Raw genomic sequence first — 15,897 nt, 5'->3', positions numbered from 1 at the left:
GATCAACTATTTAAATAGTAATTTAATTAAAAAATAGTATTCAATTTATCAATATTATACAGCGTCTTAATTATTGCTTGTCTCCAAATCCCTAATTAAATAAACTCACACAGTCATTTCATAAGCTAAATTTATAAAGCTAAAAATAGCCATATGATATGAGGCTTGTTTGAACAGAAAGCTCATTGAAAATCTAGCAATGGAGAAAAGCCAATGTTTAGTTATCCAAAGGTATTGATAAAAAATATTCATATGGATTCTAACACAGAGCGTACTCATCCTATCTTAAATATCAGACATGAACATCATATTATAAGTAGCCAAAATTTAGTCAAATCCTATAAAAATATTAATCTCTCACAACACTATAATGCAGATTATTTTGGGAAATTCATCTATGAAGAATAAAGTGCACCCCTTTGCAAACCTTTTTCAGCAATTACCAAAGTCTAATTCAACTTTTCCATTAGAAAAATTACATCAAATTGGCAAGGTTGATGTCTTTAATATTGAAGCCGGAAAACCTGCCAAAGCAATTAATAAATCAGCATTATGGTTTAACCTTGCTTTTATTATGGATAGATCTTTAATTGACGGCAACACGCTTGCTGAGCTTAATAAGAATAGTGAAATAGCTGGGTATTCGCTAAAGGAAATGGCTATTAACACCTATAATGAAATGGATGTTAATTTAGCTACCTTACTGACAGTTAAATACTGTGTAGAGCAAGGTCATAAAATTACTGGTAAACCCTTTGAGCAACCATTAAATTTTGTTATTCACGTACATCGTTCTTCTAGTGCTATTACTATAAACAAACTTATTGCACGCTTACTGACAGAATGTGTTCCTGAGCAATATGAGTTTTTTTATAAAGAAACACAAGATAAGATAGGAAAAATAGTCAGAGAAATTGATTGCATAAAAGCCCCTAGGCTTAATGTCGTCATCCACTTCCGCCGAGGCTATGCTGAAGAGCTTATCGACCCTATCTATAAACAAGCAGATATTTTATTTTCATATAGTATGGTAGGCGGTTTATCTCCTAAACTTAAATCTGGCAGCATAACATTGCCACACAAATTTGTTCCTTTCGATGATAAAAAATATCTACTTTATCCAGACCTTTCCTATACTGCAACAAATCATATGTTTAATCATTTAGATGCTATACTGGCACAGCCGCAAGAAACTTATTTTGAAACTCTTAAAAATAAATTTGCCTCTGAAAATAAAAGTAAACTTGATAAACCCCGTATGTTAACACAAGCTGATTTTCACCCTGTTACAGTATTACAGGTGAATGATCTATTTCATCCCCTAAAGGCTAAAGACAGTGAACAAAGTATTTATGTTACGGTAGTAACTAAAAATAAAAAAATACAAGATAATTATATAATGCATCAAAATATAAACTTTCGATTAAAAAATAATATTTGCGCTGGAACCTTAGGCATTTCTAATGTGGAAGACATAGTTGAAGCCATTAGAGCTGGCTATAGACGCTTTGATCTTGCTACCGCTTATAAAACGAATAAATTGCTAGGCGATGCGATTGTTCAAGAACATGTAAAGCGGGAGGAATTTGATATCTGTACAAAAATTAATGATGTTGATTTAATTAATCATAAATTTTCTGTTCATTCAATTCTTAAAGAAATTTTGTGTGACTTAAATACAAACTATATTGATACTTTAATGTTACATAGTCCTGCTTTATTACTGCATGATAAAGCAACCGAAATTTTTGATGAATTAATTAAACTAAAAAAATCAGGCCTAATTAAACATATTGGTGTAAGCAACTTCACTACGAACGATTTAAAACGATTAGACAACAAATATCTTAAACATATTACTTATAATTCTATTGAAATCAGTCCTTATTGTCAGCAAAAAGATACTGTCACCTTTTGTCAAAAAAATAATATAACAATCATGCCATACCGGCCATTTGGCAAAGGCAAAGCGGATGACTTACTACAGAACCTCACATTAAAAGAAATTGCAAAAAAATACAATGTGACAATTTTTCAAGTTATTTTAGCTTGGACTATGCAGCAAAACATGATTGTCATTGTTAAAACTTCCAAAGAGCATTTAACTGAAAATTTAAAAGCATGTGATCTTGTTCTCAATGAAGAAGATATGGAAGCAATTTCAAAATTAGATAGAAATCTCCATACTTGTGACTGGGAAGCATTTGTAAAAATTCCCAACTATAAAGAGTATAAAAACATTTTCTTAAGCAAGCCCGAAATATCAGTTAGGGGTTTGGGTATATATAGTAAACCTAAAATTCAAGCCAATAATTCTCAAACAGTTTTACAAACTAATACTTCCAAGCTCTAATATAAAGAAATTACTTATGTAGTTATAGATAGTCTCAAGAAACGACCTTATTTAAGATTGAGCGTCTAATTTGCAAAGTTAGGCTTAAGAAATTAGGTGCCAATTCAATAAGTGCTTAACTTAAGGATTAGACTGTAAGTTAGTAGAAGGTAATTGTTCGATTAACAACATCTTATAATTGGTTACAAAGGTTTGCAGAAACAGGTCACTTTCTGATGCCAATTGTAAAAGCTGTAACCTGTCCTTTTTCCTAGCTTGGCTGATTAACCCATTAATCAATTGATAAAATAACTTAGGATAAGTATTCACTAAAGACACTCCCTCTTCCCTGATAAATTTATGTTGCTCAGCATAAGTGAGCTTAGGAACTAGGGTAATTAAACACAGACCAGCCGCTTCATAAATAGCGGTGTTGGTATCTGTCAATCTTTCCTTAATCACTGGAAGCAACTGCCTTACCTCGCTTGGTGACATCCGGGGGATAAGGACAGATAAACAGTTGAGCGCCGCTTGTCCTACCCTCAAATCGTTGTCCGCTAATTTCATCTGCACGTCGGATAGCAGCGCACTCACCTCCTTGGGTGGCAGGCGCGGGATAAGTAGGACTAAACACCTGAGCGCCGCTTTTCGTACTGCCAAATCATGATCCGCTAATTTCACCTGCATGTCGGGTAGTAGCGCACTCACCTCGCTGGGTGACAGGCACGGGATAAGTAGGGCTAAACAATTGAGCGCCACTTCTCGTACCTCCCAACCATGATCTGCTAATTTCACCTGCACGTCGGGTAGCAGCGCACCTACCTCTCTCGGTGACAGGCACGGAATAAGTAGGGCTAAACACCTGATCGCCGCTTGTTTTCTCCTCCAATCATGATCCGCTAATTTCACCTGCACGTCAGGTAGCAGCGCACTCACCTCTCGCGGTGACAGGCGCGGAATAAGTAGGGCTAAACAATTGAGCGCCGCTTCTCGTACCTCCCAGATACTATTCGCTAATTTCACCTGCACGTCGGACAGCAGCGCACTTACCTCTCGCGGTGACAGGCGCGGGATAAGTAGGGCTAAACAATTGAGCGCCGCTTCTCGTACCTCCCAGATATTATTCGCTAATTTCACCTGCACGTCGGACAGCAGCGCACTCACCTCTCGCGGTGACAGGCACGGGATAAGTAGGGCTAAACAATTGAGCGCCGCTTTTCGTACCTTCCAGATATCATCCGCTAATTTCACCTGCACGTCAGGTAGCAGCGCATTCACCTCACTAGGTGATAAGTGTGGGATAAGTAGGGCTAAACAATTGAGCGCCGCTTTTCGTATATCCAAATCATTATTCGCTAATTTCACCTGCACGTCGGACAGCAGCGCACTCACCTCTCGCGGTGACAGGCGCGGGATAAGTAGGGCTAAACACCTGAGCGCCGCCTCCCGTACCTTCCAGATATCATCCGCTAATTTCACCTGCACATTGGGTAGCAGCGCACTCACCTCTCGCGGTGGCAGGCGCGGGATAAATGGGGCTAAACAATTGAGCGCCGCTTCTCGGACATTCCAATCATTATCTGCTAATTTCACTTGCACGTCGGATAGTAGCGCACTCACCTCGCTGGGTGACAGGCACGGAATAAGTAGGGCTAGACAATTGAGCGCCGCTTCTCGGACATACCAAATATTATCCGCTAATTTCACCTGCACGTCGGACAGCAGCGCACTCATCTCCCAAGGTGACAGGCGCGGGATAAGTAGGGCTAAACAATTGAGCGCCACTTTTCGTACCTGCCAGATATTATCCGCTAATTTCAACTGCACGTCGGGTAGCAGTGCACTCACCTCGCTCGGTGATAAGTGTGGGATAAGTAGGGCTAAACACCTAAGCGCCGCTTCTCGGACATTCCAATCATTATTCGCTAATTTCAACTGCACGTCGGGCAGCAGCACACTCACCTCCCTAGGCGACAGGCACGGAATAAGTAGGGCTAAACACCTGAGCGCCGCTTCCCGTACCTCCCAATCATTATCCGCTAATTTCTCCTGCACGGCTGGCAGCAGCGCACCAAATTTGGCAGTTGCAATAAAGCCAGGCAGCAAGACAGTTAATAATTGAAGTCCTTGACAAATTTCCTTGGAATGCTCGCTACTTAATTTAGTCTCAATCTCATCGAGCATGCTATTGGCTAACACAAACGCTTGCCCTTTCAATTGACCTACTAGTTGTATGACAGCGAGTTTACTTGTCAGTTCCCAGAAAGGATTTTTCATAAGCATCCATAAGGCATTTAACAGACGATTATGGGCGACTGCTGAAAAAGTAACAGTGGTTATTATCGGATGCGTTTGCGACTGTAATAAATCCATGAGTAATCGTTGTTGATAAACAACCGCCACCTGCTCTTGCTTTTCCAATAAGGCAAGCGTTGCGAGAAATGACTGTTGCTTATCTAGCAGGCGACACTTTAAATATAACTCTTGGGCAGGCAGTATTGAGTAAATTAAAAGTAAGGGTGGATCAGCGGGTAGGTGGGCAAAAAAGTTAAATGAAGAACGCATCGTGCTCTTTAAATGATAAAAATAGGCATTCTAGTGGTTTTATGCCTTTTTTAAAATTAATTATTCCGTTTTTTCATTTATGAGCAAGCCTCAAGAAAGGACCTTCTTTGGTAAATTTCACCCTATTAAGATATCAATTTCCTGTTACTTATTTTAAGTAAATTGCATAGTAAAATTACCTAAAAGAATTGAAACAGGAAGGAATCTATCTAAGCGAGTTAAGCACCAGCAAATTAAAGCGTAATAACCGCTTAGAAACTCGCCATAGCAAGCTCAAACGGCTTATTAATTCTTCAGTCCATGGAAACTGCTTATATCACTATTAAATTATGGTCTTATGAATGATTATTACTTCTAGAAGCTTTTTCTATCTGTTTGCAATTAGAATTCTTTTTTTCATCTGACGATAATTGAGAATTATTAAATAAACTATGAGTTGCTAATACTGAAAGCCTAACTCTTTTTTCGGGATGCTCGTCAGCGCTATCAGGGATGCGTTGATCAGGTAGAGAAGTTGGGCATACTGCAACTTCTTGAAGTAAGTTAGAGTCGATATGATTAGTCATCCCCTGCTCTATTAATCTTTTATTTGTTTGGTTATTTGCGTAGCTAGTGGTTACGGAATGCGATAAAGATGACACAGAGTCTTCTTCGAAATTTTGCAGTCCCTCTAGTAAAGAATCGAGTTCTTCATTATCGTCCACGATAGGTGGTAATAACTCGTATATATTCATTAGTTCAGATAAGTTCTCTACTACGTTTACAAGATTATCCGTTTGTACAACAGTATCTTTAAGACTTTCATCAGTACTTGTAAATGGCAAAGCATAGTCATTTAGGAATTGATCTAATGTGTCATTCACATCAATGTGATCCTCATTTAAAATTGCAGATGGTAGAGTTGTTGTATGCAAGTCCGGATTTTTATAAGTAATAGTGTTGCGATGTATTATCCAACACTGCCTATATTTAGGACCAAGTTGATTTTCTAACTCATACTCTTCATATTTTTTTAAGTTTTTGTAAGTTAAGTCAGGATTTATTTTGGCAATTTTTTTTAGATAATCTGCTAAGGTGCTGTAGGCTACATTTAAGTCTAAGGCAGCCTGGTCTAAAGAACTAGACTTTATAATAGCTTTATGAATCTCATTAAAGGCACACTCGCGCGGATATTTTCTAGGTTTGTTATTACTATTATCAACTGTATAGGTGGCCATAAGTTGGTCTAAAGTACCATCTACATCAGTATGATTATAGGCTACGGTAGATGATGACTGATGCGTTATTTGTAGCTCGGTATTTGCATAAGTTATAGCGTTTTTATGTATTATCCAGCATTGTCTATACTTAAAACCAAGGTTGTGTACTAATTCATTCTCTTTATATGTTTGTAAGTTTTTATGAGTTAAATCAGGATTTATTTTAGCAATTTTTTTTAGATAGTCTGATAAGGTGCTATAGGCTACATTTAATTTTAATGCCGCTTTTGATACAGAAGGAGTATTCTTAATAGCTTTATGAATCTCGTTAAAAGGATATTCTTGCGGAAGCTTTGTGGACTCATTGTTACCTTTATCCTCATGACTATTACCTATTACTGATGCTGAAGTATAGGTATCTATGAAATGGTCTAATATATCAACCACATCAGTATAATTTTGGGTTAAAACTGATAATGGCTGAGTCGTTGAATATAAAGGCTCATTTTCATAATTTATTCCATTTTCATGTATTATCCAACATTTTCTATATATAGGGCCCAGGTAGTGCTCTAGCTCCTGCTCTTTGAAAGTTCGTAATTTTTGATAGGCTAAGCCAAAATTTTTTTTAGCAATTTCTCTTATGTAATCTGATAAAATATTCGGGTCTACGTTTAATTTTAACGCGGCATTTTTTATAGAATTAGTTTCTCTAATAGCTTTATGAATCTTACAAAAGCTTATTAATTCTAATTTCGAGAAATTTTCTTGCATTTTAAGCACTCAATTTAATATACTGTGCAATATAATAACATATTGAATTAAATATAATCAATCAATAAATTATATTTATTAAATTGGAATTCTCCACCCGGTTTCAAATAATAAAAAAGCTTATCATCGGGCGCTTGTATGGTTTGTCTCTCTTTAAGCTTGTACTTAAACCGGTTTTCATCATGAAAGAAAAGATAAAGACGATTGGTCTGGGGTGTGGGCTAATTGGTGCTCTTGTAAGCGAACAGCCTCACCAAATACATTAAAAGTCTCCTGGTGTTTACATCATAATCTCATTAAACTGACTAACACGCCTTGAAGAAAAAAATCCAAGATTAACAATGGAAGAAATAGAGCGTCGCCTTGGTTTGGAAGATTGAGTTCAATTCAGGAGTTGAAAAAGAGAGCCAACAGGTCCTGCCAAAGCAATTCTACGCAATAAATAAAGATCTGGAGCATGTATCAGCAGCATTAGCTACTTGATATCAGTATTTTGGAAAAGCAGTGTAGAGTCCCCAAAACACATGTTAGCAAAATCAATTAAGTTAGTTATTAAGCGCTTTCAATAAGCAGCAGGGTCTTTAGTAATTACTGTTAAGTAGGCGCGAGCTGGACCTTCAGGATGACGCTCCCTGCGTTCCCATTTCTCCAATGTACGTATACTAAAATCAAATGTATCTGCAAATTCTTGCCGGGTCATATGCAAATTATCTCTAATTAAAACCACATTGACTCCGTTAGGAATTTTTAAAGAATGGGCTCTGGCTTTAGATTAATTGCCTTTAGCATATTCTAATGCCTCAGTCGCTCCCTAAAGTATATTTTTGCCTAAATCAGATATTATTATCAACTCTGTAAATAAAGCACTATAATTGGTTCATAAAAAAGCGCTTTATTTAGTACAAATCATGCAAATTTTGTATGCTACGCAGGTTACAAGTATTAGTGAATTTAAGAAAAATCCAACTAAAGTTATCAACGGCTCACATGGACAACCCATAGCAATATTGAATCACAATACAGCAGCTGCTTATCTAATACCCATAGAAATTTATGAGCGCATGATAGAATTACTTGATGATATTGAATTGACTAAAATAGTTGAGCATCATTTGCCTTCTACTTTTAAGTCTGTAAAAATTGATATTGATGAGCTACATTCTTTGGCGCTTAAAGAATGGAAAAAAATTGCAAAAAGTACGACTTAATGTAAAAAGCCGAATAAAAAGATTTTATTAAAAATGATTAAAAAAGTATTAAATTATGATTCACTAAAAGAGAATAATTTTCAATTTGTCTTTCAGATAACTCAATGTAATGAATTAACTCACACTGTTGAAGCGAATATAAATTTGATTTGAAATTAGTGGATTTTTATCCCATTAAGCCTGGCTAATTTGAACTTCTGTTTAATTTATCGGGAATAATAAAAAACTAATCAGTGATTACTAAAACCACCTATTGGTACTTGCAAGGTCAAAATATCGGAATAGGTATATATAAGCTAAGTAGCTGTGGTAATTGCTCAAAGGAAAAACTAATGACATTATTTTCTACACTTATTAAAGAATATGAGGCAAATTATTTCAGGCATTTTCCTGAGCAAGCACTTTTGAACTATCGAGCTGATGCGGTGCTTGATAGCTTTTGTGATTTTTCACTTACCGGCATTTTGCAGTGGGAACAAGAAGAAGAGCGTGTTTTATTGGCTCTTAATCAAATAGATGTTAACCAATTAAATAATGAAGAACAGGTAACCTACTCTCTATTAAAAGAAAATTTAGCAGCAAAAAAAGACAGTCGTATTTGTAAGACATACCTTTGGGACGTAAATCCACTAGATGGTTGGCATGTTCTTATGACTGATGTCGCAGAGCTTCAGCCAGTCGAAACAGAAGATCACCAAACTAACGCTTTAAATCGTTGGCGTAATTTCTCAGAAGTTGTCAAGACTCAAATTGCTAACTTACAGGAAGGTGTTAGGCAAGGTTTTACTGCACCTAAGCCAGCCGTTAAAAGAGTAATAAATCAAGTTAAGCTTATTATTACTGAAGAAATTGAAAAATCTCCTTTTTATTCTATGGCTGATCGCAGTAATAATGAGGCGTTTAAAAGAAAAATAAAGGGGCTAATTTACTTGGTAATTAACCCTGCCTTACAACAATTTAATAACTTTCTACGAAATGAATATTTGCCCATTGCCAGAACTGAAATTGGTATTTCTGCTCTACCTCCAGGAGAAAAAGCCTACCAAGTAAAGGTCAAGCAGGAAGCTACGCTAGATATTAGCTTTCAACAAATACATGAGCTGGGCTTAAATTATATGGAGAAGTTAGAAAAAGAAGCGAAAGATATTGGTTCTAGAATTGGTAAATACGGTACTATGTTTGAAATTTTTCAAGCAGTCATAAATGACCCTAAAAATACCTTTTCCACTGAGCAAGAGATATTAGATTACAACCTGTCAGCGCTTAATAGAGTCAAGGAGAAGGTATCTGCTTGGTTTGATATGATGCCTAAATCCGAAGGTGTCATTCGCCCTTACCCACTTTATAAGGCACAAACTGGCGCCCCAGGCGAGTATAGGCCACCAAGTAAAGATGGTAAAGAGCCAGGCGTTTTTTATATTAATACTTACGAGCCTAATAAAATAAATCGAATTGACCAAGAATCTACGCTATTTCATGAGTTAATTCCGGGCCATCATTTTCAAATGGCCTTGCAAGTCGAAGATAAAAGAATGCCTGAATTAAATCAATATTTATGGAACAGCGGGTATGGTGAAGGCTGGGCACTTTATGTAGAGCGATTGGCAGATGAAATGGGTCTATTTATTGATGATATTTCTCGTTTGGGTTTATTAGCTAACGAAGCACTACGTGCAGCACGTTTGGTAGTTGATACTGGTATTCATGTAATGCATTGGACTAGGGAAGTAGCTATTTTATACATTAAACAGCATACCACACTCTCTGATGTGCTTATTGGAGCAGAAGTAGATAGATATATTATGCTGCCTGGGCAGGCCACCTCCTATATGTTAGGTAAATTTGAGATTGAAAAGTTAAGGGATTTAGCAAAAGAGCAGCTTAAAGAAGCTTTTAATATCCGAGAATTTCATAATCAAGTTTTAAAAAATGGTGTAGTGACACTTCCTATGCTAAAAGATCAAATTGAATGTTGGATTACAGAAGAAAAAAAACACCTTACACAGCAATCTAAAGAGCCGCCAACTAATCAGAATAAAACCAACCATATTGATAATCGGTACCTATTTTTAGCCAATACAAATCCAATCATAAAAGAAAATTGTGAAGATAAACTCTATACTACTTCACCGCTAATTAGTTAACTTAAATATTAAGTTCTTTTTAGGAAGGGCTAGTGAGATTATTATCATAAATTTAATTAAAACGTCTCAAGAAACGACCCTTTCTTGAGACTATTCACATGCCCCACTCTTCCTCACCAAAATCCTTACTCAGAAACACTTTCTAGCAAGGCTAAATTTCTCAAAACTCATATAATAATCAAATTATTATAAACTCATTAAAAATAACAATTATTGATAAAATAGATATCGCGATTAATTGGCTATGCCCATGCTAGTACCATTGAACAAAATTTAAACTTAAAAGTGGCTACTCTTAAAAGCAAGCCACCAGAAAAACCAGATCTATAAAAATAAAGTTTTAGCCTCTAAAACTGATCGATCTGTGTTAACCCAATGTTTATAAATTTGTCAGATTGAGATGTCTTAGTTGCCTGGCGTCTTGACTGCTTGGGCCGCTCGATAGTTTCGCTTATTGAAACGTTACTAGAAAAAGGTGTGGAATTTAAATTTCTTTGTAATAACGCATCAATATCACTATTGCTTCTGGTGAATTAGGTCTTTATATTTTTTCATCCATGGCCCAGTTTGAGAGGCGGTTTATTCAAGAACGAACTCATGCAAGCGTGCAAGCTGCGCGTGCACGTAGCAGAAAAGGCGGTCGCCCGAGGTAGATGTCGACAAAATTCAAGCGGCCAAACGCATTCATCAAGATAAAGCTTTATTAATTGCTGATATTTGCAAAGTTCTTAATATTTCTAAGCTTACTTTATATCGTTACTTACATATCAAATAGTTAATCTATTTACATTTTAATTTATTAGGTTAATAAATGTCATTAACATATTATTTTGGGAAATGAACATTTAATATGTTAGGTAACTCATTAAATGCCTTACCTCTTTTGTTTAGCTGCCTCATAAGCCCTTTTACAGGTCAAAGCCAAGTAATGCTCATATTTATTATTAAAAATGACCCTATGTACTATATAAATTTTACTGTGATAATTAATTTTAACCTTAATCTTATATTTTCTTTAGGAGAGAAGTTATTATAAAGAGCCTTCGTTCTTTAATTTTGCATAATTTCCCAAACTTAATTATTTTTTTAGTGTAGTGGTCCATCAGTGCAATTTCTTAAATCTCTAAGAAATAACTAAAAGAATGAATTAGTATGTTTTAAACCGCTAAACACATCCTGGATTTCCAAGGCTCTGAAACTATAATTTTCGGAACCAGATTAAAAGTTATTAAGCCTATAGGATTCAAATTTCCTTGTTAAAATATTAAAAATCACCCACCTTTAGTGGCCACTAGCACAAAACAGCTAAGGATCATTTGGCTAAGTTATTATTAGAGTAAATTTTCTAATAAGCTTTAGTAAAGTTATCTATGGGAGAGGACTAATTTTTTGCTCATTTCGTTTTTCAATATTTTTGCTATATCCAGCTGAAAAATAAATAATTGTACCATCCCATTTGTTATTAAAGTCGTTGAATTTAACAAAGATATTCGAGCCAGCCCAGGGATCATCAATTAAAACTTGATTCTTTACTATTCCCTTAACTACCATCATATGCCCTCCGATTTCATCAGTTCTAATAATTAAAGGACCGAAGTTATATAGATAATAAGCAAGATGGCCGGGCAGCACCTCTTTAATAATTTTTTTTAAATTAATATCTTTTAAAAAATCACTATATTTTGTTAAATCTGTAGAATTTTTCCCTGAAAATAACTTAATTTTTCTATTATCATAATTGAATTTTAGTTCCTTGCGTAATTCAACACAAATGTTGTAATTTAGCTCGTCGCACTTTAAAAGGTGATAATCTATTAACATTTTCATGGAAGTATCTGCGCAGTCAAAAACACGTGGCTGATGGTAATAATTCAGATCTTGATAGAATATGTCACCTGAACAAAAAAATTTATCTGTTTCTATGCATTCTGATAAATCTAGTTGATTAAAGGCTAAAGATGAATGCTCTTTAGAATTTTTACCAAAAAATATAGATGCTCCTTTATTTAAAACCCAATTGGTCCTTGCGTATATTTCCTCTTTTATACCCTGAGTTTCCATAGATAAAATTAATTTATCCGGACAATCTACCCATTCAAACTCTCTATCTCGTATCAAGTTATTAGCATCTGTATACATAATAATATGTAGAGGAGATTTTTTGGTTTCAGTAGTACAGGCAACAAATGTAGATGATGCTATAGGAATTAATTTCAAAGCTGCTTTCTTTAGCTCTTCTAAAGAGTCTACAAATGTGATCCCTGTACAATGATTTATTGCTTTTGAAACAACTAGTTCTTCTAACTTACTAATATCAATTACTTGGCTAATTCTTATAATTGCATAAAACATTTTTTGCCTACCTCAATTTAATGCTTCTTTATGTTTTAAATTATAGTACTTGTAATTGAATTGCTTATTAATGATGTTAATATATTCACTTTCAATCTAATGCCTTTAATAAAAGCCTACAGTTAGGTTTACAAAAAAATTCTAAGCTTTCCAAAACAGATCCTAAAAGATTGATTTTCATTTTCGCAGTCCTCCCAAAGAGCAAGCCTCTTGCTCTTCTTGCGAAACTGGATCAGTAGCAGAATGAAGTACAATCATTTCCATCCCTTCGTTATAAACGAGGCGCTCTGTCGCTTCTTTGCCAAGAACATAGGAGCTTAAGATGGAATATTGAGCTATGAGTCGTTGGTAAGCGCTGGATTTATATAATCCAGCTTTTTCGACTCCATCTCTATCTTTAAATTTTACTTTTAAGTCTTTAGGCGCTGAGTTAGCTACTGGAGGTTCCGATGAAAAGAAAGTCAAATTTTTTTTAGGCACAGGCACAACTCATTCCTTAACTTTATAAGTAGCGAAAATTTAGTTGGATATTAACAGCCCTGTTAATATCCCTCAAGATATGAAGAATTAGCTCTTTAAATACCTTTAAAAAATTCAAATAATCTTAAACGACTGGCTATTTAATTAGCATCAGGTAACTATTTATTTTATTTTTTTATGTGACATAAAATCAGTTACTAATAACGTTCAATAACGATTTGGTTTTTTACACAGAGAAATGGATTTATACGCTTTAGAGTGTGTTAGGGCCATTATACTTGTGGGCTTTCATTGCGGTCGCCAATCCTTATTGAGTAAGCGGTATATATTAAAGCCATGTCTAAATTAATCGGCCGTTCATCTTATTTTTCCTACTCATTACTTTAAAGTCGTTGTTGTAACATGAGTTTATGGCTGTTTTTAGATAAGTTAAAATTAAGCATTAATCTTTTAAAAAAAATTTATGACCCACCGTATTATGATTATGGGATGCCGTGGGATTGACAAATCTACCTTTGCTTATGAACTGCATCGACAGACGAAACTTCCCCTTTATCATTTGGCCAAGTGTTTTTTTACAGATTACTGGGTAGAGCGTGATTATCAAGAATTTCTGACTATTCAACAGGCGCTTGTTAATCAGTAACAATGGATTATTGATGGCAACTCAACTAAATTCTTTAAAATGTGCTATCAACGAGCAAATATTTGTATTTATTTTAACTATCCTCGCTATTGTTGTTATTGATTGGCGGGTCTTTGAACGAGCAAATATTTGTATTTATTTTAACTATCCTCGCTATTGTTGTTATTGATTGGCGGGTCTTTGAAAGACTTCTTTTTAAAGATAAACGCATTGCTGATCGCGCCAATAACTGCCCTGAAAAAGTAAGCTGGTCGCTTTTAAAGTACATGTGAGGTTTTGGACGACGCGTTGATGCGATTTTACATTGCTTAAAAAATACCTATCCGCAAACTCAATTTATTGAGATTCGCTCTAATAAAGTGCTTAAGCTAGTTAGCTAGCAATTTTTGGCTCATTTATAAATTGCTCATCCTGAATTAATAAATAGTAGCAAATTAGTTAATGTGCTAAAAGTCATGCCTGCTTTATAAGCAGCTTAGTTATTATCTAACGTAAGGCATTAACCTTTCATTAACAAAGTGTCTACCTACACCTTTAGAAATACTACACAACCTTATCCACAGAAATTGTGCATAACCTTGGGGTCGCGCTAAGCACATAAATTTATGTCTTGAGTAGGGGTCGCTAATTTCTTTTCAATCTCCGCCTGCTCCTCATAAAGACGAGCCAGTTTAATTGCGCTATTATCTATCAGCGCTTTACTGGCATGCGGCAACCCGGCATGATAATCTTTTTCCATCATCTGCAGATAACAGCCTTCGGAATGAATCTCATGATTTATTTGTCTTAATTTATCGACTAATTCATTGGCTATAGGCGTTGAGCACCCTGTTATGGCCTGTTCTGGCACATTAAATCGCATTTCATGTTCCTCGCTACATGCAAGGCGTGCTTTAATTTCAGCTATCTTTTGCGGATTGGTAATCCCTAGCAGTTCACGTTCTAGTTTTTCTTCTTGCCTCTTACGTGTTTTTACCTCTTTTTTCTCTTTAAAAAGTTGCCCGAGGCAAGAATGGTTGTAAAACCCTTTCGGTGTGGACCATCGCTTACTGCGCAGAGTAAGCGAGATGGCATTTAGCTTATGCTTAAAACTTTCACAATGCTTAAATTGATGAGAATCAGTTACGGCAAAAACGATTTCTGCAAAGAGCTGCTCGGGATCTGAGATTAAAAGGTGGTGTTGGTGTTGAATATTAAACAGCATGCCTTTAATTTGATTTGTAGCCTCTCTAGTAATGATGGCTTCTAATTCTTTTTCACATTTAAAATCGTTTGTAAAAACTTGATTAGGGCTTTTAATATGGCTTTCTTTACCAAAATTAACATTATTTGCTTCACTAATAGTATTAGTAAAAGTATTATAATTTCTATCTTTATATATGGAAGGTATCGATTTTGACTTTTCGATCGTCTCGATTTGTTTTAATTGTGAGCTTGGTGCTAACTGATTGCCCTCTTGTGCAGGCTGACTTGTTAATCCTTTGACGTTTGAATTTTGTTTGATTAGCCCAAGCAGTTTATCGGTAATGCGAATGTAGGTTCTTTTCTTAACCTCAAACTCGTTAGGGTTGTTATTTTTATTTTTAGCACAAAAGGTGCTGCGTCGTTCAATGAGCCCTAAATCAACAAACTCTTTGATGTATTTTTTTAACGTGCTTAAGCCAATCCCTACTGCTAAGGCTATGTCTTCATAAGGCCGCATAAACCAAATAGCATCCGAGTCCTTTAACCTAAATTTGGAGTTTTGCCACCAGAAAATAAATTGGTCGAGCAAATAAGCTTTTTTAGGACAGCTGGTTAAAGCCCGCAGCAAATCGAACCTTTCATGGAAAATTGCACAAACGTTCCCCATAGATAATTTCCTTATCTTTGTTGTTTTTTTTTGGGAACGTAGCTAAAATAAAAAATGATTGTTTAAAAATTAAATAAAAACTTATTTAGTTTTTAATTTAACTTAGCTTGCGTTCCGAGCTTAGATATTAAAGTTCTGAAGGGTCTGCCAACTCTTCAGAACTCTGTTTTTTCTTTATCCTGTTATCTTTTCATATCAATCGCCTCTTATACTAAGTCAGTTATTCTCAGTAAAAATTTTTTCCGAAAGCCTGTAATTAAATTACTATTTAATGTAGATAATATAGCCTAATTTTGATTTGTCAAACCTTTAATCTTATTGATATTAATGGTTTTTTTATAAAAG

At 35.4% G+C, this 15,897-nt stretch carries 12 protein-coding genes and 1 pseudogene; 7 read left to right on the top strand and 6 right to left on the bottom strand.

Going from position 1 to position 15,897, the window contains the following annotated elements; genetic code table 11:
* Nucleotides 1–397: 397 nt before the first annotated feature.
* Nucleotides 398–2,353, top strand: coding sequence for an aldo/keto reductase family protein (locus DYE47_RS14755; RefSeq protein ID WP_160149917.1), 1,956 nt, complete (start codon nt 398–400; stop codon nt 2,351–2,353).
* A gap of 120 nt (nt 2,354–2,473) precedes the next feature.
* Here DYE47_RS14755 and DYE47_RS14750 read toward each other — a convergent pair whose 3' ends face one another.
* The 3 genes from DYE47_RS14750 to DYE47_RS16120 all read right to left on the bottom strand — a co-directional run bounded on the left by DYE47_RS14750 (nt 2,474) and on the right by DYE47_RS16120 (nt 7,597).
* A complete protein-coding gene (locus tag DYE47_RS14750; protein ID WP_115304207.1) occupies nt 2,474–4,897 on the bottom strand; it encodes a hypothetical protein in 2,424 nt (807 codons plus the stop codon).
* Between the two features lie 335 nt (nt 4,898–5,232).
* Nucleotides 5,233–6,870, bottom strand: coding sequence for a hypothetical protein (locus tag DYE47_RS14745; protein WP_115304206.1), 1,638 nt, complete (start codon nt 6,868–6,870; stop codon nt 5,233–5,235).
* A gap of 562 nt (nt 6,871–7,432) precedes the next feature.
* On the bottom strand, nt 7,433–7,597 hold the full coding sequence (locus tag DYE47_RS16120; protein WP_160149916.1) for a helix-turn-helix domain-containing protein: 165 nt from the start codon (nt 7,595–7,597) through the stop codon (nt 7,433–7,435).
* Nucleotides 7,598–7,742: 145 nt separating this feature from the next.
* Here DYE47_RS16120 and DYE47_RS14740 point away from each other — a divergent pair, with 145 nt between their 5' ends.
* The 4 genes and pseudogenes from DYE47_RS14740 to DYE47_RS16635 all read left to right on the top strand — a co-directional run.
* Nucleotides 7,743–8,078 carry a type II toxin-antitoxin system Phd/YefM family antitoxin gene (locus tag DYE47_RS14740; RefSeq protein WP_244924162.1) on the top strand — a complete coding sequence of 112 codons (336 nt, stop codon included), beginning with the start codon at nt 7,743–7,745 and terminating at the stop codon, nt 8,076–8,078.
* Between the two features lie 332 nt (nt 8,079–8,410).
* On the top strand, nt 8,411–10,222 hold the full coding sequence (locus DYE47_RS14735) for a DUF885 domain-containing protein (protein WP_115304205.1): 1,812 nt from the start codon (nt 8,411–8,413) through the stop codon (nt 10,220–10,222).
* A 506-nt stretch (nt 10,223–10,728) separates the two neighbouring features.
* Nucleotides 10,729–10,875, top strand: coding sequence for a recombinase family protein (locus tag DYE47_RS16640; RefSeq protein WP_423202407.1), 147 nt, complete (start codon nt 10,729–10,731; stop codon nt 10,873–10,875).
* Between the two features lie 8 nt (nt 10,876–10,883).
* Nucleotides 10,884–10,997 (top strand): annotated as a pseudogene (locus DYE47_RS16635) (helix-turn-helix domain-containing protein); the annotation flags it as partial.
* A gap of 593 nt (nt 10,998–11,590) precedes the next feature.
* On the opposite strand, the gene DYE47_RS14720 reads toward DYE47_RS16635, so the two are convergent.
* Together DYE47_RS14720 and DYE47_RS14715 are read right to left on the bottom strand one after the other, a co-directional pair.
* Nucleotides 11,591–12,574: a cysteine peptidase family C39 domain-containing protein gene (locus tag DYE47_RS14720; protein ID WP_115304203.1), complete on the bottom strand. Its 984-nt coding sequence runs from the start codon at nt 12,572–12,574 to the stop codon at nt 11,591–11,593.
* A gap of 177 nt (nt 12,575–12,751) precedes the next feature.
* Nucleotides 12,752–13,060 carry a hypothetical protein gene (locus DYE47_RS14715; RefSeq protein WP_115304202.1) on the bottom strand — a complete coding sequence of 103 codons (309 nt, stop codon included), beginning with the start codon at nt 13,058–13,060 and terminating at the stop codon, nt 12,752–12,754.
* A 457-nt stretch (nt 13,061–13,517) separates the two neighbouring features.
* Here DYE47_RS14715 and DYE47_RS14710 point away from each other — a divergent pair, with 457 nt between their 5' ends.
* Both DYE47_RS14710 and DYE47_RS16115 read left to right on the top strand, forming a co-directional pair.
* The gene (locus tag DYE47_RS14710) at nt 13,518–13,700 is read left to right on the top strand and encodes a P-loop NTPase family protein (protein ID WP_115304201.1); all 183 of its coding nucleotides are present in this window, start codon (nt 13,518–13,520) and stop codon (nt 13,698–13,700) included.
* A gap of 113 nt (nt 13,701–13,813) precedes the next feature.
* Nucleotides 13,814–13,972, top strand: a complete 159-nt coding sequence (locus DYE47_RS16115; RefSeq protein ID WP_160149915.1) for a hypothetical protein — start codon at nt 13,814–13,816, stop codon at nt 13,970–13,972.
* Between the two features lie 317 nt (nt 13,973–14,289).
* Here the strand turns inward: DYE47_RS16115 and DYE47_RS14705 are convergent, their stop codons facing one another.
* Nucleotides 14,290–15,552, bottom strand: coding sequence for a hypothetical protein (locus tag DYE47_RS14705; RefSeq protein WP_115304200.1), 1,263 nt, complete (start codon nt 15,550–15,552; stop codon nt 14,290–14,292).
* Nucleotides 15,553–15,897 lie beyond the last annotated feature (345 nt).

Source organism: Legionella beliardensis (assembly GCF_900452395.1).
GTDB lineage: Bacteria > Pseudomonadota > Gammaproteobacteria > Legionellales > Legionellaceae > Legionella_C > Legionella_C beliardensis.
The sequence above is the reverse complement of the archived record's forward strand: the minus strand, read 5'-3'. Positions and strand labels throughout refer to the sequence as shown.